The organism is Desulfuromonas acetoxidans DSM 684, assembly GCF_000167355.1.
Lineage (GTDB): Bacteria > Desulfobacterota > Desulfuromonadia > Desulfuromonadales > Desulfuromonadaceae > Desulfuromonas > Desulfuromonas acetoxidans.
This window is the reverse complement of the sequence record NZ_AAEW02000006.1, coordinates 135,004-155,872: the sequence shown is the minus strand read 5'-3', so window position 1 is coordinate 155,872 and position 20,869 is coordinate 135,004. Positions and strand designations below refer to the sequence as shown.

At 52.5% G+C, this 20,869-nt stretch carries 20 protein-coding genes; 15 read left to right on the top strand and 5 right to left on the bottom strand.

All coding sequences use genetic code 11. From position 1 onward, the window contains the following. Positions 1 to 298: 298 nt before the first annotated feature. The 7 genes from DACE_RS06385 (at position 299) to coaBC (ending at position 7,205) form a co-directional block, all read left to right on the top strand. Positions 299 to 688, top strand: coding sequence for a response regulator (locus DACE_RS06385; protein WP_005999452.1), 390 nt, complete (start codon positions 299 to 301; stop codon positions 686 to 688). A 19-nt stretch (positions 689 to 707) separates the two neighbouring features. Continuing rightward, a complete protein-coding gene (locus tag DACE_RS06380; protein WP_005999450.1) occupies positions 708 to 1,151 on the top strand; it encodes a universal stress protein in 444 nt (147 codons plus the stop codon). Between the two features lie 167 nt (positions 1,152 to 1,318). Beyond that, the gene (locus tag DACE_RS06375; protein ID WP_005999448.1) at positions 1,319 to 2,512 is read left to right on the top strand and encodes a response regulator; all 1,194 of its coding nucleotides are present in this window, start codon (positions 1,319 to 1,321) and stop codon (positions 2,510 to 2,512) included. Continuing rightward, on the top strand, positions 2,512 to 4,128 hold the full coding sequence (locus tag DACE_RS06370) for an NAD(P)/FAD-dependent oxidoreductase (protein ID WP_005999446.1): 1,617 nt from the start codon (positions 2,512 to 2,514) through the stop codon (positions 4,126 to 4,128). Before DACE_RS06375 ends, DACE_RS06370 begins: the two co-directional genes overlap by 1 nt. Continuing rightward, positions 4,121 to 5,266: a 3'-5' exoribonuclease YhaM family protein gene (locus DACE_RS06365; protein ID WP_005999445.1), complete on the top strand. Its 1,146-nt coding sequence runs from the start codon at positions 4,121 to 4,123 to the stop codon at positions 5,264 to 5,266. Before DACE_RS06370 ends, DACE_RS06365 begins: the two co-directional genes overlap by 8 nt. A 4-nt stretch (positions 5,267 to 5,270) precedes the next feature. After that, positions 5,271 to 5,900: an MBL fold metallo-hydrolase gene (locus tag DACE_RS06360; RefSeq protein WP_005999443.1), complete on the top strand. Its 630-nt coding sequence runs from the start codon at positions 5,271 to 5,273 to the stop codon at positions 5,898 to 5,900. 87 nt (positions 5,901 to 5,987) lie between these two features. After that, on the top strand, positions 5,988 to 7,205 hold the full coding sequence (gene coaBC / locus DACE_RS06355; protein WP_005999441.1) for a bifunctional phosphopantothenoylcysteine decarboxylase/phosphopantothenate--cysteine ligase CoaBC: 1,218 nt from the start codon (positions 5,988 to 5,990) through the stop codon (positions 7,203 to 7,205). Here the strand turns inward: coaBC and DACE_RS06350 are convergent. Further along, the gene (locus tag DACE_RS06350; protein WP_005999439.1) at positions 7,196 to 8,110 is read right to left on the bottom strand and encodes a zinc dependent phospholipase C family protein; all 915 of its coding nucleotides are present in this window, start codon (positions 8,108 to 8,110) and stop codon (positions 7,196 to 7,198) included. The genes coaBC and DACE_RS06350 overlap by 10 nt on opposite strands. Positions 8,111 to 8,192: 82 nt before the next feature. On the opposite strand from DACE_RS06350, the gene DACE_RS06345 reads away from it, so the two are divergent. Together DACE_RS06345 and DACE_RS06340 are read left to right on the top strand one after the other, a co-directional pair. Further along, positions 8,193 to 8,924, top strand: coding sequence for a uracil-DNA glycosylase (locus DACE_RS06345; protein ID WP_005999437.1), 732 nt, complete (start codon positions 8,193 to 8,195; stop codon positions 8,922 to 8,924). Continuing rightward, on the top strand, positions 8,921 to 10,084 hold the full coding sequence (locus DACE_RS06340) for a tetratricopeptide repeat protein (RefSeq protein WP_005999435.1): 1,164 nt from the start codon (positions 8,921 to 8,923) through the stop codon (positions 10,082 to 10,084). The genes DACE_RS06345 and DACE_RS06340 overlap by 4 nt, the downstream gene beginning before the upstream one ends. A gap of 18 nt (positions 10,085 to 10,102) precedes the next feature. Here the strand turns inward: DACE_RS06340 and DACE_RS06335 are convergent, their stop codons facing one another. Continuing rightward, positions 10,103 to 10,486: a RidA family protein gene (locus DACE_RS06335; RefSeq protein WP_005999433.1), complete on the bottom strand. Its 384-nt coding sequence runs from the start codon at positions 10,484 to 10,486 to the stop codon at positions 10,103 to 10,105. 123 nt (positions 10,487 to 10,609) lie between these two features. Between DACE_RS06335 and DACE_RS06330 the strand changes: the two genes are divergently transcribed. Together DACE_RS06330 and metF are read left to right on the top strand one after the other, a co-directional pair. Continuing rightward, complete coding sequence (locus DACE_RS06330) at positions 10,610 to 11,464, top strand: histidinol-phosphatase (RefSeq protein WP_005999431.1); 855 nt, start codon at positions 10,610 to 10,612, stop codon at positions 11,462 to 11,464. 15 nt (positions 11,465 to 11,479) lie between these two features. Further along, positions 11,480 to 12,349 (top strand): methylenetetrahydrofolate reductase [NAD(P)H], encoded by an 870-nt coding sequence (gene metF, locus DACE_RS06325; protein WP_005999429.1) that lies wholly within the window; start codon positions 11,480 to 11,482, stop codon positions 12,347 to 12,349. An 80-nt stretch (positions 12,350 to 12,429) separates the two neighbouring features. Here the strand turns inward: metF and DACE_RS06320 are convergent, their stop codons facing one another. After that, the gene (locus tag DACE_RS06320) at positions 12,430 to 12,642 is read right to left on the bottom strand and encodes a TOBE domain-containing protein (RefSeq protein ID WP_005999427.1); all 213 of its coding nucleotides are present in this window, start codon (positions 12,640 to 12,642) and stop codon (positions 12,430 to 12,432) included. A 112-nt stretch (positions 12,643 to 12,754) separates the two neighbouring features. Next, a complete protein-coding gene (gene modA, locus DACE_RS06315) occupies positions 12,755 to 13,492 on the bottom strand; it encodes a molybdate ABC transporter substrate-binding protein (RefSeq protein WP_005999425.1) in 738 nt (245 codons plus the stop codon). A gap of 166 nt (positions 13,493 to 13,658) precedes the next feature. On the opposite strand from modA, the gene DACE_RS06310 reads away from it, so the two are divergent. The 4 genes from DACE_RS06310 to DACE_RS06295 all read left to right on the top strand — a co-directional run bounded on the left by DACE_RS06310 (position 13,659) and on the right by DACE_RS06295 (position 19,177). Next, positions 13,659 to 14,723: a substrate-binding domain-containing protein gene (locus DACE_RS06310; RefSeq protein ID WP_005999423.1), complete on the top strand. Its 1,065-nt coding sequence runs from the start codon at positions 13,659 to 13,661 to the stop codon at positions 14,721 to 14,723. Between the two features lie 401 nt (positions 14,724 to 15,124). Beyond that, positions 15,125 to 16,990 (top strand): TonB-dependent receptor plug domain-containing protein, encoded by a 1,866-nt coding sequence (locus DACE_RS06305; RefSeq protein ID WP_005999421.1) that lies wholly within the window; start codon positions 15,125 to 15,127, stop codon positions 16,988 to 16,990. Further along, positions 16,978 to 18,021, top strand: coding sequence for an ABC transporter substrate-binding protein (locus DACE_RS06300; protein WP_238326397.1), 1,044 nt, complete (start codon positions 16,978 to 16,980; stop codon positions 18,019 to 18,021). The genes DACE_RS06305 and DACE_RS06300 overlap by 13 nt, the downstream gene beginning before the upstream one ends. Before the next feature lie 265 nt (positions 18,022 to 18,286). Then, on the top strand, positions 18,287 to 19,177 hold the full coding sequence (locus DACE_RS06295) for a selenium metabolism-associated LysR family transcriptional regulator (RefSeq protein ID WP_005999417.1): 891 nt from the start codon (positions 18,287 to 18,289) through the stop codon (positions 19,175 to 19,177). A gap of 62 nt (positions 19,178 to 19,239) precedes the next feature. Here the strand turns inward: DACE_RS06295 and DACE_RS06290 are convergent, their stop codons facing one another. Next, on the bottom strand, positions 19,240 to 20,625 hold the full coding sequence (locus DACE_RS06290; protein WP_005999416.1) for a sigma-54-dependent transcriptional regulator: 1,386 nt from the start codon (positions 20,623 to 20,625) through the stop codon (positions 19,240 to 19,242). Between the last annotated feature and the right edge of the window lie 244 nt (positions 20,626 to 20,869).

The following is a 20,869-nucleotide window of genomic DNA, read 5'->3' as shown; positions in this document are numbered from 1 at the left end:
CCTATGACGCCCCAAACCTAGATCAAAATTCCCGGGTTTTATCCCGATAACCCGTTATTTTGTGTAAAGGTTCCAACCTATTTGGACCCTGGTATCGATTAACGTTATGTGATAATTCCTCATGAGTTTCCCAGAGCTTGTATTTGTTAAAACCCTCTGTTTTTCCCAGTGGCAAAAATTGTCTGTTTCTAAAAGGTAACTTACTGTAACAACAGGAATAAATCGGACCGTCTTCAGCTTGACAGCAAGGTTCTCCATGCTAACCTTTTCTTAGGTGAAAGATGAAGGAGAGTCACAAGTGGGATTTGCAAAATATAAAATTCTTGTGGTGGATGATGAAGAAAACAGCCGCGTTTGTCTTGGCAAGCTGTTGACGCAGGCAGGCTATGATGCCACCTGTGTTTCCGGTGGACATGAAGCGCTCGACTATCTCGAACATCATCCGGTCAATATTGTTTTGAGTGATATTCGTATGCCGGATATGGATGGGTTGTCCCTGCTTAACGAAATTCACGAGCACTATCCGGAAACCCGCGTTGTCATGGTGACGGCGCATGGCGAAGTGGAAACCTATCTTGAAGCGGTAAATCTCGGCGCGTGTGATTTTGTCCACAAGCCGGTTCGTTTCAACGAGTTGAAACTGGTACTGGAAAAACTGTCGATAACACATGCGTTGCAGTTATCCTGACTGCAGGAGGGAGGGGATCATGAAAGAACTGAAAACCATTGTCTTTGCAACGGATTTTTCCGATTGCTCCAGCGAAGCGTTCGAGTATGCCCAGTCAATCAGTCGCGCGGTTGGTTCCAAGCTGGTTCTGGTGCATGTCATTTGTGAGCCGGTGGATCTGCGTGGTTTCTACGTGCCGCATATCTCATTTGATGTTCTCGAAAAAGAGATTGAAGATGGGGCGAATCGGATGATGGATGAGTTTTGCCGTGAGCATATGACCGATGCGGATACTTATGAGACCCGTGTTGTTCCAGGTGTGGCTTATACCGAGATTATCGCCCAGGCTGAAGATCTGAACGCCGATTTGATCATTCTGGGAACTCAGGGGCGTTCAGGTCTTGATCATATGCTGTTCGGCAGCACAGCTGAAAAGGTTGTGCGCAAGTCACCAATCCCGGTGATGACGGTAAGTAATCGTTAACACACCAGTTATGGAGAAGAGATTTGACAAAAGGCGACGGTAAAGTCGCCTTTTGTCGTTTGAAAAACCCTGTTGCAGGCTTGTCAATGGCGTGGCAGTCAGGGTATGCTCTGCGCAGCTTAGCTGTCCTCAATTCGCAGGGCACATTCTGGATGGAACGGTAAGGTATGACGACGGAACATATTCTAGTCATTGATGATGAAAAAGCGATTCTCGATCTCTGTCGCATGATTCTGAGCAGTCGCGGTTATGAGGTGCGAACGGCGGCATCCGGTATGGAGGGGTTGCGCCTGATTGCTGAACAGCCGCCTTCTCTGGTGCTGTTGGACTATATGATGCCGGTGATGGACGGTATGAGCGTTCTCAAGCAGATTCGCCAGGACTACCCCGATGTTTATGTCATCATGTTTACCGGCAAAGGCAGTGAAACCGTTGCCGTTGAAGTAATGAAAGCCGGAGCTTCCGACTATGTTCTTAAGCCGTTCAACAATCACGATCTGCTTGACCGCATTGATTCAGTCCTCAAATTCCGGCGCATAGAGCTGATCAATCGCAGTCTGGAACAGGAACGCGCGCAACTGCAGCAGGAGATTCAGGCCTGGAACCGCGAGTTGGAGATGCGGGTTGCCGAAAAAACCCGTGAACTGGAGCAGGCGCACAACGAAATTGTTCAGGCCGAGAAACTGGCAACCGTTGGCCATCTGTCCGCAGGGATGGCGCACGAAATCCGTAATCCCCTTAATTCCATCGGTCTGTTTGCACAGCTTTTGGCAACCGGTATTGATCCTGGTGATGAGTTGGCCGAATACCCGGAGAAGATCCTCAAGGAGATTGACCGGATTGATGCCATTTTGCTTAAGTTACTGGCGGCCTCGAAACAGCATAAAGTGGATACGCAACCGGTCTCACTTGACGAGGTGATCCACGATGTGGCTGACCTGTTTCGCCCTCAGTTCAGCCAGCAGGGTGTTGACCTTGATCTTTACTTGCAACAAGTGCCGAAACTGGTCGGGGATCAGGACGAATTTGTCCAGATCTTCACCAATCTGTTTGTCAATGCTTTGCAGGCCATGGCTGATGGCGGTTTACTTAGTGTTGAGATGGAGCAGCAGGGTGACAGGATCTATGTTGAGGTTAGCGATAACGGCAGTGGTATCGCCCAGGAAAACCTGTCAAAAGTGTTTGATCCCTTTTTTACCACCAAGAGCAAGGGAACCGGATTTGGCCTCTCTGTGGTGCTGCGCATTGTCAAAAATTATCATGGCAGCATTCGTGTCAGCAGCATCCTGGGCAAGGGCACCTCTTTTTATCTGGAATTTCCTGTTCACAATAGTGATATCACTGAAAAGGCGGCTGGCTGATGGCGACGGTCTGTTATCAGCTGCGGGAGGTCACCTTATCGCTGGAGGAGGAGGAAAATGGGCTGGGCGCTCGAGTTGCTGAAACTCTGGGTATAAAGAGAACTCAGATTTGTCAGTGGCACATCGTTCGCCGAGGCATTGATGCGCGCCGTAAGGGGCGTATCTTGCGGGTTTATACCGTGCAATTCACCGTTGACGCGGCACTTGAAATCACGCATGGTCAACTCAACAAGCGTCTCGTGGAGGTTGAACCTACAGCAACGATTGATGTGTTCACGCCAACCGCGAGAGCCAAAAAGGTTGTTGTCGTCGGTATGGGGCCGGCCGGTCTGTTCGCTGCCCTGACTCTGGCCCGTTGTGGTCATCAGGTGTGTCTGGTGGAGCGGGGGCGTCCGGTTGAGCAACGGGTTGCCGATGTCGAGAATTTCTGGGCAGGGGGCCCGCTGAACCCGCACAGCAATGTGCAATTTGGTGAGGGTGGCGCTGGAACGTTTTCTGACGGCAAACTAACGACACGTCTGAAGCATCCGCTGACCCGGACAATCCTTGAGACTCTGGTGACGTTTGGCGCGCCTGAGCAGATTCTCAGCGAGGCCAAACCTCATGTCGGTACCGACCGTTTACGCTGCGTGTTGCTTAATTTTCGCAAAGAACTTGAGCGGCTTGGTGTTGAACTGCGCTACACGTGCTGTGTCACCGATCTGCTTGGAACTGCGCAGCATGTTCAGGGGGTGATCTTCAACCACCAGGAGGAGCTTCCGTGTGATGCTGTGGTGCTGGCAGTAGGCCACAGTGCTCGTGATACCTATGCCTGGCTTGAGCGCCGCGGTGTGGCCATGGAACCAAAACCGTTTGCAGTTGGCGTGCGCGTTGAACATCCGGCTACTCTGATCAATCGGATTCAGTATGGCATTGAGCGTCATCGCAACTTGCCGACAGCCGATTATGCATTGACTTACAATGACCGGGAGACCGGACGCGGGGTCTATTCCTTTTGTATGTGCCCCGGCGGGGAGGTGGTGCAGAGCTCCAGTGAGCCGGACAGCGTAGTTGTCAACGGCATGAGCCATTATCGCCGTGCTGGAACGTTGTCCAACAGTGCTCTGGTTGTTTCCGTGCGCCGGGAGGATTTTGCCGATGACTCACCGCTGGCTGGAGTGCGGTTTCAGCAACACTGGGAGCGGCGTGCTTTTGAATTGGCTGGCCGCGACTATCGTGCTCCAGCACAGAATCTGCTGAACTTTCTTGGTCAAAAGGGTGGTTCCGTGGTTTCCAGTTGTCGTCCCGGTGTGGTTGACGCACCCCTGGAACAGACATTACCCGATTTTGTCAGCCAAGGTTTACAGCGGGCTTTGCCCCATTTTAATCGAAAAATGCGTGGTTTCATCACGTCAGAAGCGACTCTGGTCGGTATTGAAACCCGAACCTCAGCACCGGTGCGGATTGTACGCCGCCAGGATGGTCAGTCAGCCACTTGGGCCGGATTGTATCCGTGTGGTGAAGGCGCCGGTTATGCGGGTGGGATTATGAGTGCAGCGTTGGACGGCATCCAGCAGGCACTGGCGATCCATCATTGTGACGATCATTCATCAACAGGAGACACTTGTTTTGAGTAAAGTTTTTATCGCGGATCTCAAAGAACGCGACCAAATTGACAGCCCGTTTTTGGTGCGGGATAAAATTATGGCCATGGCCAAAAACGGCAAACCGTACATGACCCTGAAACTGATGGATCGCAGCGGTGAAGTGGAAGGCCGGATCTGGGATCAGGTAGATCATTTCTCCCGTCTGTTCAACAAGGACGATTTTATCCGGGTGCGTGCCAAAGCCAGTGTCTATATGGGTAAAATGCAGTTGGTGATTCAGGATCTGGTACGGGTTGACGAATCCGAAATTTCCCTAGGAGATTTCCTCCCTGTTTCCAATCATGATCCGGCCACTATGATGGCTCAGGTCCGCGCGCTGATCGCTTCGATGACGGATGTTGACTACCGTGGGCTCATGGAGTCATTTTTTAACGATGCCGCGTTTGTCGCCCAATACCAGAAGGCCCCGGCCGCTAAAGCCATGCATCATGTCTATCTTGGCGGACTGCTCGAACATTCATTGGCCGTGGCCCATCTGGCCGATGATGTGTGCCGACGCTATCCGAGTGTTGATCGCGATCTACTGATCAGCGGCGCCTTGTTGCACGATGTCGGCAAAGTCGCGGAATTGCTTTTTGACCGCAGTTTCGATTACAGTGATGAAGGAAAGCTGCTCGGTCATATTGTCATTGGCGTAGAAATGGTCGAAGAGAGGATTCGCACTCTAGGCGCGTTTCCACGTATAAAGGCGACCCTGCTGAAACATCTGCTGTTGTCTCATCATGGGCAGTACGATTATGGTTCACCCAAGCGGCCGAAAACACTCGAAGCCGTGATCCTGAATTTCGTTGACGATATGGATTCAAAGATCAATGGTGTTCAGGCACATATCGACAAGGAAGCTCATAACGACAGTCGCTGGACAGGTTATCACCGTTTATACGATCGCTATTTCTTTAAAGGGGAGAAGCTACCCGTTGCTGAACAAGCGTTGTGTGGCGATGAAGTCGACGTACCTGCACCGGTTGCTGCACCACCGGTGACGAAGCCTATTGCCACGGAGAAAAACGCACCACGTAAGCGGCGTGAAGAAAAAACGCTCAGTGCCAGCTTGGGAGAGCAACTGGGCGGATTGAATATGGATCTGTTTGGATCCAGAGAGGAATAGTTTTATGCTCGTCGAAACTCTGGCCGTTGGGCCACTGCAGGTCAATTGTTATCTGGTGGCGTGTCCACGCACGAAACAGGCTCTGGTGATCGATCCCGGTGATGAAGGGGATCGTATTCTCGAGGTGATTGATAAACTGGGCCTGAAAGTCAAGATGGTGGTGAATACCCATGGCCATTTTGATCATGTTGGTGCCAACCATCAAATTCTGGCGGTGACAGGCGTGGAACTGTGCATGCATCGTGATGATCTGCCGTTGCTCAAAGTTGCCGCCAAACAGGCTGAAGGCTACGGTCTGCCTGCAGTGCAGTCGCCGGATCCGAAGCGTTTTCTGGAAAACGGTGACCTGGTTGAAGTGGGTGATTTGAGTTTTGAAGTGATCCACACCCCGGGCCACTCTCCCGGTGGAATCTGCCTTTATGGTGAAGGGCATCTGTTCTCCGGCGATACCCTGTTCGCCAGCTCCATTGGGCGTACGGATCTGCCCGGTGGTGATATGAATCAACTGCTCAGCCACATCCGCTCGCAATTGATGGTACTGCCCGATGCCACTGTCGTGCATCCCGGTCATGGCCCCGAATCCACCATTGGTCGTGAAAAGACCGTCAATCCGTTTCTTAACGGCGACTATTGACCGCCCATCCATGGGCTCCGTGAGCCTTTTTGCACAAGACTTTATTCTGTAGAAGGAGCTGGTGCGTTTGCGCGTGCCGGGGACGCCATGTTTAAAAACAAAAAAGTGGTTTTAGGAGTCTGTGGTGGCATTGCCGTGTATAAGGCCGTTGAGTTGTTGCGTCTGTTGGTTAAAGCCGGAGCCGATGTTTCGGTGATCATGACGCGCAGTGCTCAGGAATTTGTTACCCCCCTGACATTTCAGACGTTGTCGGGAAATCCTGTTCATACAGAACTTTTCAACCTTTATCAAGAAAAAGAGATCGGTCATATCTCGCTGGCGGACCGGGCTGATCTGTTCCTGGTGGCTCCAGCCACTGCCAATGTGATCGGCAAGGTGGCTGCCGGCATTGCCGATGATCTGTTAACCACCGCGTTGATGGCCACGCGCGCACCGGTGTTGTTTGCTCCAGCCATGAATGTCCATATGTATGAAAATCCCATCTATCAGCGCAATGAGGCCTGTCTGCGTGAGCTGGGTTATCATTTTATCAATCCTGCCGTCGGAGCGTTGGCCTGTGGGTATGAAGGGCAGGGCAAGCTCCCAGAACCCGAAGCGATCTTTTCCGCCGCCCAGGCGGTTCTGGCGCCTCAGGATCTCGCCGGGCAACACCTGCTGGTCACCGCCGGACCGACCCGCGAAGAGCTTGATCCGGTGCGTTATCTGAGCAACTATTCGTCGGGGAAAATGGGCTATGCCATTGCGCGGGCGGCGCGGATGCGTGGTGCCGACGTGGTGCTGGTCAGTGGTCCGACTTTTTTGACGCCGCCGCAAGGCGTGACCCTGATTCCGGTGGTCAGTGCTGAACAGATGCGCAAAACCGTGCTTGACGCATTGCCGAAGGCCACTGCCGTGGTCAAGTCAGCGGCCGTTGCTGATTACCGACCTGCCAGTCTGTCAACGCAGAAACTCAAAAAGTCTGACGAAGATATGACCCTGGTGCTGGAAAAAAATCCCGATATCCTTGCCGAGGTTGGGGCCGGTAAAGAGGGACGGGTCCTGGTGGGGTTTGCTGCAGAGACCCAGGATCTTCTCAAGCATGCTGCCGACAAATTGAAACGTAAGAACCTCGATCTGATTGTTGCCAACGACGTGACGCAAGCGGGAGCCGGATTTGATGTGGATACCAATATTGTTAAACTGTTGCATGCCGATGGTCACGTTGAGGCGCTGCCGCAGTTGAGCAAGGATGAAGTGGCCCACCAGTTGCTCGACCGGGTGGTTGAACTGCTCAAACAAAGAGAGGCTAAGACCGATCAGGTTTGATTCGCCAGCAGCTTGAGCAGGCGTTTGGGATCGGTGATCGCCTGGCAGAATTCCAGCTTGAGCTCCTGGATTAGCTGATCACTGTGCGAACGGGGCAGTTTACCGTCAAGCCACAGAGCATTGAGGTTGGTGCGAATCTGCTTGGCACTGTTGATGGCGCGCTCACCGGTAGGGTCGGCCTGCAGATAGGGACTGTCTTCGTCGCTGAGGATACTGACAACAGCTTGAAAGGCCAGCTCCAGATATTCCTTGCGTTCCTCTTCACCGACGACCCAGCTGGAGTGTCGATCAACGGTTTGCAACAATTTTTGCCAGCGCTGAATGCGACTGATGAGTAGCATGGAGTTGAACAACCGCTTGTTGGTGCCGAACGAAAACAACGTATTCACCAGAACCCGGCGTAACAGTTGGTCGTGTTGTTTGAAATCGAGCCAGGCGAGAAGGCGTGCTTCCTGCCAGATTTGGGCGGGGATCTGCGATTCAAATCGCAGCTCCCAATAAGCGTGATTGAGCAGCACCGTATTGTAACTGCGAATCATCTTGAACGGCACCATATAGGAATGGGCAACCGTATCGGCGGCCAGATGCGCAAGGTAGCCGTAGGCACAAGCCCGCTGGGCATCATTTTCGGCAGCGTCGAGAACCTTGAAGCCCATGTTCCAACTGTGGCAGTGCTTGAGGTAGTGAGTGTATTTTTTCCCCAGGGTGATATCGGCGCTGATACTGCCGTAAAGAAAGTCCGCTGAATAGTAGGTTAGCAGGTGTTGCAGTGCTGGCGACAGCAGCGACAGGTTCTCCAGCAGACGGTTGCCCAGCTGCAGATGAACACCAAAGCCCCATGCCCAGGCACTATCGGGCAGCAAAAGGATGAAAAGACCGGTGGTGATGGTGAGGAACGCAGTCATGGTCGCCCCTCCGGGAATGGGTACGTAACGAGAAGTCCTCATAGGTTAAGAGTAATGCCACCGTTAAAGGATGTAAAGCTGTATGCCACAGAGCTTCGAGCAAACCATGCATGAGATGTTGAGCCAGACACGGGCTGTGTTGACGGAACTGCACAGTCTTGGCGTTAACGAATTGTATCTGGAAGACCATGGTGATGTGTTGCCGTTGTGCCATGAACAACCGCAATGCCAGACGGGCCGATGTGATTGCCGCCCGCCCTCGTTGGAAGAGATTCGCCAGGAGTTGGGTGACTGTCAGCGCTGCGGCCTGGCACAGGGCCGCAAGTCGATTGTCTTTGGCAGTGGCAACCCCCATGCCGAACTGGTGTTTGTCGGTGAGGGGCCGGGACGTGACGAGGATGAGCAGGGCGTGCCGTTTGTCGGTGAGGCGGGGCGACTGCTCGAACGCATCCTGTTTGCCATGGGGCTTGACCGCGAACAGGTCTATATCTGCAATGTGGTAAAATGCCGTCCACCGCAAAATCGCAATCCGCAACCGGATGAAATTGCTGCGTGTGAGCCGTTTCTCAAACAACAGCTGGCCAGCCTGAAACCGCGGGTCATTGTTGCCTTAGGTAAATTTGCCGCCCAGACCCTGCTTCAACAACAGACGCCGATCAGTCGGTTGCGCGGCAACTGGGCCGCGTATCAGGGCATTGCGTTGATGCCGACCTACCATCCGGCCTATCTGCTGCGCAATCCCGCAGGCAAGCGGGATGTCTGGGAAGATATGAAGGCCGTGATGTCACGCCTGGCACAGGAGGATTCCCCGTGAATTTATTCAAACAGTGCCTCTGTTGCTGTTTTGTTTTAACCTGCCTGACGTCGGCGTTTGCCGAGGAACCGATTCGGGTCAGTGATGTTCATCGCCAACTGGCTGAGCGCCACCTTGAGGCCGGTCACCCCTTCTGGGCGGTGCGCTCTTACCGCCTGGCTTTGGAATCCGGTTCCGATGATCCGAATATTCACCGTAATCTGTCCCAGGTTCTCTATGATTTGGGCTTTGTCGACCAAGCTATTGAAGAGTTGCAACTGGCGATCGACAAAGCTCCAGAGGAGGATTTTCTCCACATGGAGATGGGGGTTTTCTATCTGGCAGCCGGACGCTTACCTTTGGCACACCAGGAATTCACCCGCGTGCTTGAACTCAATCCCGGTTTTTCCTATGGGTATTATTATCTTGGCGAAGTGTTGTTCCGCCTGGGGGAGTATAACCTTTCGAGTATGGCGCTGGTGATTGCCGAAAAACTCGGTTTGCCGGGATTTGATCTTGAGCGCAAATTGACGGATCTCGGCTGGGTATTGCCGGAAAAACCGTGGCATTGTGAACCGCATATTTATCATTTGCGGCGCATTACGCTGCCAACATTGACCCAGGCGCGTCAAGTGATGCAGCGCTTGGAGGATGGTGAATTATTCGAAGAGCTGGCGCGAGAGTTTTCAACGGGCAGCGAAGCCCAGTCCGGTGGTTATGTCGGTGGAATTTCTCTGACCAGTATGCCGGAAAATTTTTCCCGGGAACTGGCCGGCCGCCCCTGTTATTCACCGGCGATTTTGCTGGAGTCTAGTGACGGCTACCACATCGTTCAGCGCATTGCACCGTTTAATGGCGATGGGTGGCAAAAAAACGCTGAAAAGCAAAAGTCGCAACGGCGTGCCCAGATGGACCGCCATGCCACCCAGGACCAACAACAACCCAAACGCTATGTGCTGCTCAGTGGCGTGTTTCGCAATCACGACTACGCAGACCAAAGGGTGGCGCGTCTGCTTAAGCTGGGTATGAAAAGCTATTTGCAGACACGCGGTAGCGCTGAGCACCGGCGTTACGAGGTGATTGTCGGTCAGTTTGATGATTATGCCGAGGCGGAATTAGCCGGAAAGACCATAAAAAAGTCCGGCCTCGAGTATTACATCCGCAAAAACCAGGCGGAGTAACCTGGCTTTGCCGCAGGATTAAGCCTGGCTGCTGGCGATCCATTCGATCTCAATGTGGCATCCTTTGGGAAGGGCTGCAACCGCCACACAGGCCCGTGCCGGAGGTTTTTCCGGGAAAAAACGGCCGTAAATATCGTTGACCACAGCGAAGTCAGACATATCCGTCAGATAAATGGTGGTTTTAACCACATGACGGAACTCCAGGTCTGCTCCGGCTAATGCGGCCTGCATGTTTTTCATCACCTGCTCGGTTTCCGCGTGAATGGACTCAGTGATCAATTCGCCCGAGTGTGGATCCAAAGGGATCTGGCCGGAAAAATAAGTCATATGGTCGATCTGGACGGCTTGCGAATAAGGGCCGATGGCTGCCGGGGCCGCTTCGGTGGCGATAATCTTTTTCATCAGGACTCCTGTGAACGAAGGCAGGGGTGTTGTTGACATCTGTGAATCTGATATACCTTGAGCTAGGTATCCTTGTAAAGTGTCTTGTCTGGACGTTTAACATCGGAACAGGAGGTGAAAGCGATGTCACAGCAACAACCCCGGTTCGTATCCGCTCATGGTGGGCACAGTGGCCAATTCTGCCTGCATGCCCGAGATACCCTGGCTGAGATGGTTGAAGAGTATGCGCGGCAGGGATTCTCCTGGGTTGGGCTGACCGAGCATATGCCTCCCACCGAAGATGCCTTTCTTTATCCGGATGAACGTGAAGCTGGCTTGACAGCTCGGTATTTGCAGGATCAGTTTTCCCGCTATGTTGATACCGCCCGTCAACTTCAGCAGGAGTATCGTGATCGTCTGACATTGTTTGTCGGTATGGAGACGGAATATTATCCCGGCTCTCTCGATTTTGCCAAACAACTCAGAACAGAGTTTGGCCTCGATTATCTGGTTGGTTCCGTACACCATGTCGATGGTCGTTGTTTCGATTTCAGTCTGGCGGATTACCAGGACGCGTTTGATCAACATGGTGGCTATGAGCCGCTGTATTGTGCCTATTTCGATGCCCAGTTGGCGATGATCAACGAGCTGCAACCCGAAGTCGTGGGCCATTTTGACTTGATTCGCCTGCATGATCACGATTATCCGACCCGTTTGCAGTGCCCCGCTGTTGAACAACGCATACGACGAAACTTGCATCGGATTTCGGAATTAGGGTTGATTCTTGACTACAATGCACGGGCTTTGTTTAAAGGGGCTCAAGAGCCTTATGTCAGTGTGCCGGTGTTGCACCATGCGCTGCAACTGGGGATCGATCTTCTCCCTGGAGATGATTCTCATGGTGTTGATTCCGTCGGAGCGCACCTTGCGACTGTGATCGCCTTGTTACAGGAAGCCGGCTATCATTGCCAATGGCGTTGTCCGGCGGCACCTCAGTAAAGGATGTGATGTGATATGTTGATGAAAGAGATTCTCGACCAGGGACGAATCTCATTGAGTTTCGAATTTTTCCCACCAAAAACAGTTGTTGGTGGGGAACGGTTGTTTGACAATATTGCCGAGTTAGCTCCATTGGCCCCTTCATCGGTGAGTGTGACCTACGGAGCTGGTGGGTCCACCCGTAGTCAAACTCATGATCTCGTGTTACGGATTCATAACGAAACGGGAGTTACCGTGGTGCCACACCAGACATGTGTGGCTGCAACGCGTGATGACGTCGCGATGATTCTCGCTGAATATGAGCAAAACGGTATCGAAAATGTATTGGCTTTGCGCGGCGACCCGCCGTTGGATGATCCGGATTGGACCCCGCCCGTTAACGGTTTTGCGCATGCTATTGATCTGGTGAAATTCATCCGTGAGCGTTTTCCAGGTTTCAGTATCGGAGTCGCCGGTTTCCCGGAAGGACATCCCGAAATGCCAAACCGTTTGCTGGAAATTGATTATCTTAAACAAAAAGTGGATGCCGGAGCCGACTACATTGTCACCCAACTGTTTTTTGATAATCGTGATTTTTACGATTTTTGTGATCGCTGCTGTCTGGCCGGAATTGAGGTGCCAATTATTGCCGGTATCATGCCGTTACGTACCCGCAAAGGGATGATGCGCATGGCCGAACTGGCAGCCGGAGCACGTTTTCCGGCTCCTTTACTCAGGCGGGTCACTGAAGCAGACAGTGAAGAAGATGTTGAACAAATCGGTATCGACTGGGCCATAGAACAGGTCAAAGACCTGGTTGCCCATCAGGTCAGTGGTATTCACTTCTATACATTGAACAGTGCCACCGCGACGTGTGAGATTTTTTCCCGACTGGGCTTGCGCTGATATTGGCAGAGGACAACTGAAACAACAAAAGGGGAGTGGCGTGCCACCCCCCTTTTGTTGTTTAAATTATATTCTTTGTCTTAATCGTCTGTGCCTAAAACAACGGCAGACGCTTTAATGATGGCATACGCTGTTTTGCCTTTGGTGAGACCCAGAGCTTCGGCGGCATCTTTTGAAATAATTGAGGTGATCACCTCTCCGCCGGGCAGTTCCAGAATCACTTCCGCGTTGACTTGGCCGAGAATAATGTCTTTGATCGTGCCTTTCATGGTGTTGCGTGCGCTCAGTTTCATGGTCTTCTCCATCGCGTGAGGGGGGTAAAGCTCAATGTGTTACTGGCTCAGTCTTTTGTAACGACCTCAATGTGTAGTATAGCACTTTTCTGGGGGATGCAAGTGGTGGTGCTCAACGAATTACAAAGCCGTAGTGTTCCAGAATGTCGGAGGCTTTTTCAGTTGAGAGAAACGCTGCAAATGCGTAGGCTTCGGCGCTTTTTTCACCGCTGTGTGTCAGAGCAAACGGGTAGGTGACTTCATTATAAAGGTGTTGGGGAACGTCAAGAAGTATCTTGGCATGTTGTGCCAGAAGGGCATCGGTTTTATAGACAAACGCGCCGTCAACTTCCCCGCGGTCTGCATAAAGCAACGCCTGGCGAACATCCTTGGCAAGTACCAGCCGCGTTTGCAGTTGTTCATAGAGACCCGCGGCTTGCAGAGCTTGCTCGGCATATTGACCGGCTGGAACACTCTTCGGACTGCCAATGGCCAGGGTCTCCAACGCCAGAAGGTCATTCATCTCTTGCAACGCGACGTCAGGCCTTCCTGTAAAGACTAACGTGTTGTAGGCAAGGGTGTGTACACGTTCTTTATCGATCAGATCGTTGTCGACCAGATAAGTCATCCATTTGGGGTTGGCGGAGATATAAAGCTGCGCTGGTGCACCCTGGGCAATCTGCTTGGCCAGAGCCCCTGATGAAGCGAAGTTTGGCAGCACCGTTGTTTCGGGGTGTTGTTGTTGAAACAAAGTGATGAGCTCTTTGACGGCATCCGTCATGCTGGCGGCAACCGAGATGTTGATCGTTCCAGCCATGGATGTGGAGGAAAGCACCAGAGACAGAATAATGGCAATCAGGAAACTTCGCATGACAACTTTATCCTTTCTAAAAAAAACAGGGGAATGCTATCGTTGAGTCTGTCTTAACTCATGGGCATGGCTGATATAGCCAGCGTGGATCGGCTGATCCTTGAATGGGAGACTCTTGAACGAGCCCTCCGTCTGTGAGATATAATCATGTCATGGTGATATAAATATGTCAAAAGAAAACTTTGTCCTTCAAAATACCATTCGCGCAAAACGGGAGGGCCTGGGATGGTCGCAGCAGGATCTGGCCGATCGGGCTGGGTTGTCGCGAACCGGTATCAGTGCCATTGAAGCAGGGCGGCTGATCCCTTCCACCGCTGCCGCTCTCGCATTGGCTTCAGCCTTTCACTGTCGTGTCGAAGATCTTTTCGTCTTGGCCGGTAAGGATACCGCCCAATGGGCCTGGCCGCCCACGCAGGACCCGGTGCGCTACTGGCGCGCCATGGTGGGGTCGCGCCATCTGTTGTATCCTGTCGAACACAGTCCGATGGGGATGGTGCCTCATGATGGTGTGTGTCGTGACGGCAAATGCGTCGATCACCCGTTTGCTGAACCGGTCAGGACGCTGGTGATTGCCTGTTGTGATCCGGCGGTGGGTCTGTTAGCCGCCGAGTATGCCCGCCAGACGCCGTTCCGTATGGTGGTGTTGCAACGTTCCAGTCGTACCGCTCTGGAGTTACTGGAACAGGGCCTGATCCATGTTGCCGGTATTCATTTGTGTAAATCGGATGAGGAGCAGGGCAATCGTCAGGCTGCCGCCCAAATCCTTCACTCTGATTTTCATCTGGTGCGAATTGCCGATTGGGAAGAGGGCCTGGCTCTGTCTCCGGGGTTGGCGCAGAATGGTGCTGGCGCGATCCTGAAAGCCGATATGCGCTGGATTGCCCGTGAGGAGGGCTCGGGTGCCCGGCAGGTTCTCGATGAATTGCACGAAAATAATTTTGTTCCCACCCATACGGTTAATGACCACAGTGCCGTTGCTCTGGCGATCCGTAGCGGTTTTGCTCAGGCGGGTGTCTCATTGCGTCTGGTGTGTGACCAACAGAATCTTGATTTTATTTCCGTGCGCCAGGAAGCGTATGAATTCTGTATTCTCGACGCGGCCATGTCTGACCCACGCATTACGGCTCTGGTTGAGGTGATCCGTTCACCGCAATACCGCAAAATTCTTTCGGAGCTGCCCGGCTATGAAAGTCGTCGTACCGGTGAGCTTGCTCCGGTACGTGATGATTGACGATGCCCACATCCCTCTGCTGTGATTGTTTATGATTCGGGGCTGTTCTTCTTCTGGGAGGACAGCCCCGAATTGCTTTGCGCTGATTGATTCTCCTTGTCTGCTGTTGTGATCTCTTTGGTAAGAGCACGAAAAAATCGTATTGACATCATGCTGGCTTGGTGACATGATCGTGTCACGTACTGGGTTTTCTCGCCAATGGTGCCTGTGTATCCCTGCCGAGGCTATGGCAGCCTCGACCGTAACTATCCGACTATCTACGTTGTCTCAGATCGCATTTGTCCAAAGTGGCTGAATAGAACCACATCAAATTGGGTCACGTCTGCTGGGGTGGATGACAGAATCGTGTCGTTTGCTTTGCTGGCGCTGTCCATTGTTATGGAGGAGTAGGAGTAGCTCGTATGAATGTATTGAAACGCTGGACACAAGTACTTGGTGTTATTGGATGTATGTTCTGGCCGATGTCAGCAGTTGGTCAGGGCTCTGCAACCGAACTGGGGCCACTGGTTGTTACCGCAACGCTGGCGGAGAAAGCGGTAGATCAGGTGCCGGGGGCTGTGGAAGTGCTCGATCAACAGCAACTGGTTGAAACCGGTGCGGAAACCGTCTCCGAAGCGCTGTTGTACGCGACCGGGGTGATGCTGATAACTGCGGAAGGGCGCAATGTCGGCACCTCCATCCGCGGCATTGGCCGAAATCACACCCTGGTGATGCTTGATGGCCGCCGCTTGGCGGGAAGCTTTAAAGCGCAAATGGATGTGGCACAGTTACCGGTGACCATGGTTGAACGCATCGAAGTGGTACGTGGTCCGGCCTCGGCTTTGTACGGCAGCGATGCCATTGGCGGTGTGATCAACATCATCACCCGACAGCCGACAGCCCAGACTGAAGCCGGTCTCGATGTGCGTGGTGGCTTCGGTCCCTCCGCAGAACACCTTGGTCAAATCTATGTCGGTGGCGGTAGCGAAAACATCCAGGCCAATTTAGGCGTGGCGCGCAGTGTTAAGGATGATTGGGATGGTGACAGTGCGTTGCCGGACGATGTCGATGAAACCTCATTGAACAGCGTGCTGGGACGTGCCAACGTAAACATCGGCCCGAAGCAGCAGTTGTTGTTCGGTGGGGAATATGGCCATTTTGAACGCGATGGCGGTCGTTATTACCAGAATATCAATAGACGTTATGATGCCGATGACCGCCGCTGGGGAGGATTTGCCGAATATCACCTGAATCAGGGGGAGCCGCTCTCTGCCATGGTGCGAGGTTACGCCAGTCAATATAAAGCCACCTCGTCTTTTGATCCGCCTACGTCAAAAAGTGAGGAACGGCGGCGGTTGATTCAGGGGGAGGGCCGGGTGACTTACTCGACTTCTAATCGGTTTATTCTCACCAGTGGCGGGGAAGTTCGCGAAGACAGTCTCAAAGTCGGCGGCATGGATCACAATGAAGAGAAGGTGCTCAACAGTGCCTTGTTTACCCAGGCGGATTGGCGGATCACGCAACAGCTTAACCTGGTCGCTGGCGTGCGCTTTGACCACCACGAAGATTTTGGTGGTCACCTGACACCACGGGCGACACTGACCTGGCATTATGATCACGGTCGGGTGTGGATCGGTTATGGTGAAGGATTTCGGGCACCGAATCTCAATGAACTGTATGTGACCTCTATCCTGAAAAAAGGTTTTGAAACCTATCAAAATAATGAAGATCTTGATGAAGAGACCTCTCAGAGTTATGAAGCCGGAACCAGTTTCCACTGGGGGCGTTTCCGCAGCCAGTTGGTGGTGTTCCGCACGGATCTGGATGATTTGATTGCCGCACAGTTGCAGTCTGCAAGTGGTAAATACAAAACGTTCACCATGGTCAATATCGATGAAGTACGCGCCGAAGGGGTGGAGTTTGAAAGCTCCGTAGCATTGCCCGGTGATGTGCAACTGTCCGGACAGTTCAGTTATGTTGATACCGAAGACCGCCAGACCCATGACGAACTTGCCGATGAGCCGCGTTGGAAAAGCGGGGTGACGCTTGCCTGGTTAGACCCTTATTGGGGCGTGATGACTCAAGTGCGCTGGCTCTATTTCGGGACGTCTGAAGATGGCGAGAGCAATGAACAGGATGCGTATCAGCTTACCCATCTTCATGTCGAAAAAGATCTGACCGCAAGCCTGACTTTGTATGGTGGGATTGATAATCTATTTGATGAAGAGCACGATGATTTCACTTTATCGCCGCGGGGTTATTACCTGGGGGTGAAGTGGGTGTTTTAGTCGTGCCAGCGCGGTTGCTGTTGGGCCTGTTGATCGTTCTGGTGATGGTTGTGCCGGCTTCGGCGCGTGACGTCGTTGATATGGCGGGGCGCAGCGTCACGGTTCCCGACCATATCGATCGCGTGGTCGGCTGTGTGGCCCCAGTCAATTGGATGATCTACGCGGTTGCCCCGATGAAGCTGGCTGCCTTTACCTCACGTCCTTCAGATACGGACTGGCAGATTCTTGATCCGCGGCTTAAACAGCGCCCGGTGATTGGCAGTTTTCTCGGTGGTCAGGGCGTCAATCGTGAGACCTTGCTGGCCATTGATCCCGATGTCGTGATTTTCTGGGGAGATGGTCGGTCACCGGTCGTTCAGCGTTGGTTGCGTCAGCTCGACCAATGGCACATTCCGGTGGTTTTTGTCGCCATGGATCGTCTTCAAGACTATCCGGCCACATTGGAATTTTTGGGCCACTTGTTGGGGGAGCCGCAGCGTGGACTTAAACTGGCACGCTATGGGCGTTGTGTTCTGGAACAGGTCGCCACGACTGTGGCGACCATCCCGGTATCCCAGCGACGTCGAGTGTATTATGCCCAGGGCAATGACGGGTTGGAGACAGAACCTGAGTACTCCTTTCATGCTGAGTTGATTGGGCTCGCCGGTGGTTGCAATGTCCATAAAGGCGTCCTGAAACAGCGACGTGGTCGAGACAAAATCACCCAGGAACAGGTGCTGATGTATAACCCCGAGGTGGTTATTACAGCGCAGCGAGATTTTTATGAGCACGCTGTTGACATGCCAACGTGGCAACAGGTTCAAGCCATTCAGAGTGATCAGGTGTTGATTATTCCCGACCATCCACTGAACTGGTTTGATCGGCCTCCCTCCATGATGCGATTTCTCGGCCTGCAATGGTTGGCTCAGAGCCTTTACCCGCAGGCGGTCCACTTGGATATGGTTGAAACAACACGCCATTTCTACCAATTGTTTTTTGGCCTCACTCTGAGTGACGAAAAGGTACGTGATATTCTTGATGGTACGCCCTGACCAAAAACGGCTGCATGGGAATAGCGTGGGCAAAAAGCTCTTCATTATTAATGTGACCTATCCATTTTTGCCCTGTTTTTTCACGGGAATTCTCCAGGGTTCTTTTCGGGGGCGAAACGCTAGATATCGGGAAAAACTGATTAATATCGATTTTATTCATAAATAATAAAAGAATGAATGTTCTTTGATTTCCAGGATTGCGTCCCCTTGCCACTTCTGATAATATCGGCAATTCCTATTAAAACATTGCTGTCAGGAGATGCGTGTGGATATTCGCCGACTCGAAGTTTTTTGCAAAGTTGTTGATCTTGGAAGCTTTACCCGGGCTGCCGAAGCGGCACTGCTGTCGCAGCCGTCGGTCAGTGAGCATATCCGGACGTTGGAAGAGCACTACAACGAGAAATTGATTGATCGCCTCGGACGTCGTGCCCAGCCAACCCATGCCGGAAAAATTCTCTATCAATATGCCCGTCGGATTATTCAGCTTAAAGATGAAGCGGATCAGGCGATCAAGCAGTTTCAGGGCAACCTGTCCGGAAAACTGGCTGTTGGTGCCAGTACCATTCCCGGCGCCTATCTGCTGCCGACGATGATTGACAGCTTTAAATCATCGTATTCCAGTATCGAGCTGATGCTGAAGATCTCCGGCACGACGGCGGTGGTTGAAGATATTCTCAAGGGGACGCTTGAACTGGGATTGATCGGTACTTTGTGGAAAGATCAGCGCGTTGAGTGTGAAGAGATGTTTTCCGATGAATTGGTCCTGACCGTTTATCCTGATCATCCCTGGGCAAAAAAGTCGTCGGTGTATCCCGGTGAATTGCTTGAGATGCCGTTTATTCTCCGTGAGCCCGGATCGGGCACCCGTATTGAGATGACGCAAGGGCTGAAAAAAGCCGGCGTTGAAGTGCCTCATTTTCAGGTTGTTGCCGAGGTGGGCAGCAATGAGGCGGTGCGCCAGGGCGTTCGCTCACGTATTGGCGTAGCGATCCTGTCATCGTTGTCGGTGGCTGAAGATGTCGAACGGGGCAGTCTGGTGACGGTTCCGATTGAGGGCGTCAGCATGCCACGCTCCTTTTACCTGGTTCAGCGGCGTAACCGTCAGCTCAGTCCGCTGGCCACAGCGTTTTACAATCACCTTAAAGAACATTGTTGAGTCGCTGATCCCGTCAAGGGCTGTGCTCAACAGCGGGGTACTTCTCTTTCGGGCTGTCGTATTTATTGCGGCAGCCCGAGTCGTTTGATCTTCTCTACCAGCGTGGTGCGGTTGATGCCGAGCATGGCGGCTGCACGCGCTTTGATGCCCTGACTCATCTCTAAGGCCTGACTGATCCAGTGTCGTTCAATCTCCTGAATCTGTTTCGGCATATCGACGCCATCCGCCGGTAGCGTGTAGAGGTTCTGCTCGGACATGGTCGGCGTATGTTTGCCGGTGATATGGGGGGGCAGGTCCTGCAAGGTGATCTGCGGGCCATCGCTCAAAGCCACAGTGCGTTCAATGACATTCTCCAGCTCACGGACATTGCCCGGCCAGTCGTAGTTTTCCAGAACCTGAAGAGCCGCACTTTCCATGGGCATCAACGACCGATTCATATAGCGGCAGCTTTTCTGCAGAAAGTGACGGACCAGTAACGCAATATCCTCACTGCGCTGGCGCAAGGGGGGCAGTGTAATGGGAATGACATTGAGTCGGTAAAATAAATCTTCCCGGAAATGGCCGTCACGAACCATCTGTTCCAGGTCCGCGTTTGTTGCCGAGATCACCCGTACGTCCAGCTTGATGTTACGGTTGCTGCCCACCGGTTGGACTTCCTGTTCCTGAAGAACACGTAATAGCTTTAACTGCAGGTGAACCGGCATGGTGCCGATCTCATCAAGAAAAATAGTGCCGCCATTGGCTTGCTCGAATTTACCGCATTTGTTGGCGATTGCACCGGTGAAAGAGCCACGGAGATGGCCGAACAGTTCACTTTCGAGCAGGTCGGCGGGGATGGCACCACAGTTGATGGGGACAAACGGTTGATCTTTACGTGGCCCGTTAAAGTGGATCGCCTTGGCCACCAGCTCCTTGCCGGTCCCGGATTCCCCGAGAATCAGCAATGAGGAATCCGTGTGCAACACTTTCTGCATGCGCGAGAAAACCTGCTGCATGGTCATGCTGGTGCCAATGATGTTGTCAAAGGTATAACGGCCACGCAACTGTTGACGCAGAAAGCGGTTCTCGGCGACCAGTTGCAGCTTTTCCTGAGCTTTGTCGAGAATGACTTTGAGTTTATCGAAATTGAGTGGCTTGGTGATGTAGTCGAATGCACCGTATTTCATGGCTGTGACCGCCGACTCAGCTGATGAGTTGCCCGTGACGAGGATGACATTGATCTCGGCATTGTGCTCCTTGACCCGTTTGAGAATTTCCAGTCCATCCATGCCTGGCAGGCGCAGATCTGTGATGACAATTTCAAATGGAGTTTTGGGCAGAAGCTCTAACCCCTGTTCTCCGGAAAGAGCGGTTTCGACGGAGTAGCCGGATTTTTTCAGCAATAAGCCGAGTGTTGCACAACTTTGTTCGTCATCGTCAATCAACAGGATTGAACATCTCTTATCCATAGTTCCTCCACCATAACAGTCCGATGCTGCTTGGTCACCCTTTGTTTCCGGTTGGTTCATGACGAAGCGTCATTTTTTTGACTGGCAGAATACCACGATTTGAAAAAAACAGGCAAGTCACTGTCGTTGTTTATTTGTGCGACGTTTTTTGTGGGCAGATGCATGATCGGCAAACTTTAGTACACTTAAAAACTGTGGTTGCTCAGAAGAAAAAAACGTTTTCAGACAAACGTTGATTTTTTCT

Excerpts from the sequence above, each read along its gene's own strand:
- DACE_RS06350 (WP_005999439.1), bottom strand. The coding sequence starts at position 8,110 with ATGACTGCGTTCCTCACCATCACCACCGGTCTTTTCATCCTTTTGCTG.
- DACE_RS06345 (WP_005999437.1), top strand. The coding sequence starts at position 8,193 with ATGCCACAGAGCTTCGAGCAAACCATGCATGAGATGTTGAGCCAGACA.
- DACE_RS06330 (WP_005999431.1), top strand. The coding sequence starts at position 10,610 with ATGTCACAGCAACAACCCCGGTTCGTATCCGCTCATGGTGGGCACAGT.
- DACE_RS06290 (WP_005999416.1), bottom strand. The coding sequence starts at position 20,625 with ATGGATAAGAGATGTTCAATCCTGTTGATTGACGATGACGAACAAAGT.
- DACE_RS06375 (WP_005999448.1), top strand. The coding sequence starts at position 1,319 with ATGACGACGGAACATATTCTAGTCATTGATGATGAAAAAGCGATTCTC.
- DACE_RS06310 (WP_005999423.1), top strand. The coding sequence starts at position 13,659 with ATGTCAAAAGAAAACTTTGTCCTTCAAAATACCATTCGCGCAAAACGG.
- DACE_RS06320 (WP_005999427.1), bottom strand. The coding sequence starts at position 12,642 with ATGAAACTGAGCGCACGCAACACCATGAAAGGCACGATCAAAGACATT.
- modA (WP_005999425.1), bottom strand. The coding sequence starts at position 13,492 with ATGCGAAGTTTCCTGATTGCCATTATTCTGTCTCTGGTGCTTTCCTCC.
- DACE_RS06305 (WP_005999421.1), top strand. The coding sequence starts at position 15,125 with ATGAATGTATTGAAACGCTGGACACAAGTACTTGGTGTTATTGGATGT.
- DACE_RS06335 (WP_005999433.1), bottom strand. The coding sequence starts at position 10,486 with ATGAAAAAGATTATCGCCACCGAAGCGGCCCCGGCAGCCATCGGCCCT.
- DACE_RS06360 (WP_005999443.1), top strand. The coding sequence starts at position 5,271 with ATGCTCGTCGAAACTCTGGCCGTTGGGCCACTGCAGGTCAATTGTTAT.
- metF (WP_005999429.1), top strand. The coding sequence starts at position 11,480 with ATGTTGATGAAAGAGATTCTCGACCAGGGACGAATCTCATTGAGTTTC.
- DACE_RS06370 (WP_005999446.1), top strand. The coding sequence starts at position 2,512 with ATGGCGACGGTCTGTTATCAGCTGCGGGAGGTCACCTTATCGCTGGAG.
- coaBC (WP_005999441.1), top strand. The coding sequence starts at position 5,988 with ATGTTTAAAAACAAAAAAGTGGTTTTAGGAGTCTGTGGTGGCATTGCC.
- DACE_RS06380 (WP_005999450.1), top strand. The coding sequence starts at position 708 with ATGAAAGAACTGAAAACCATTGTCTTTGCAACGGATTTTTCCGATTGC.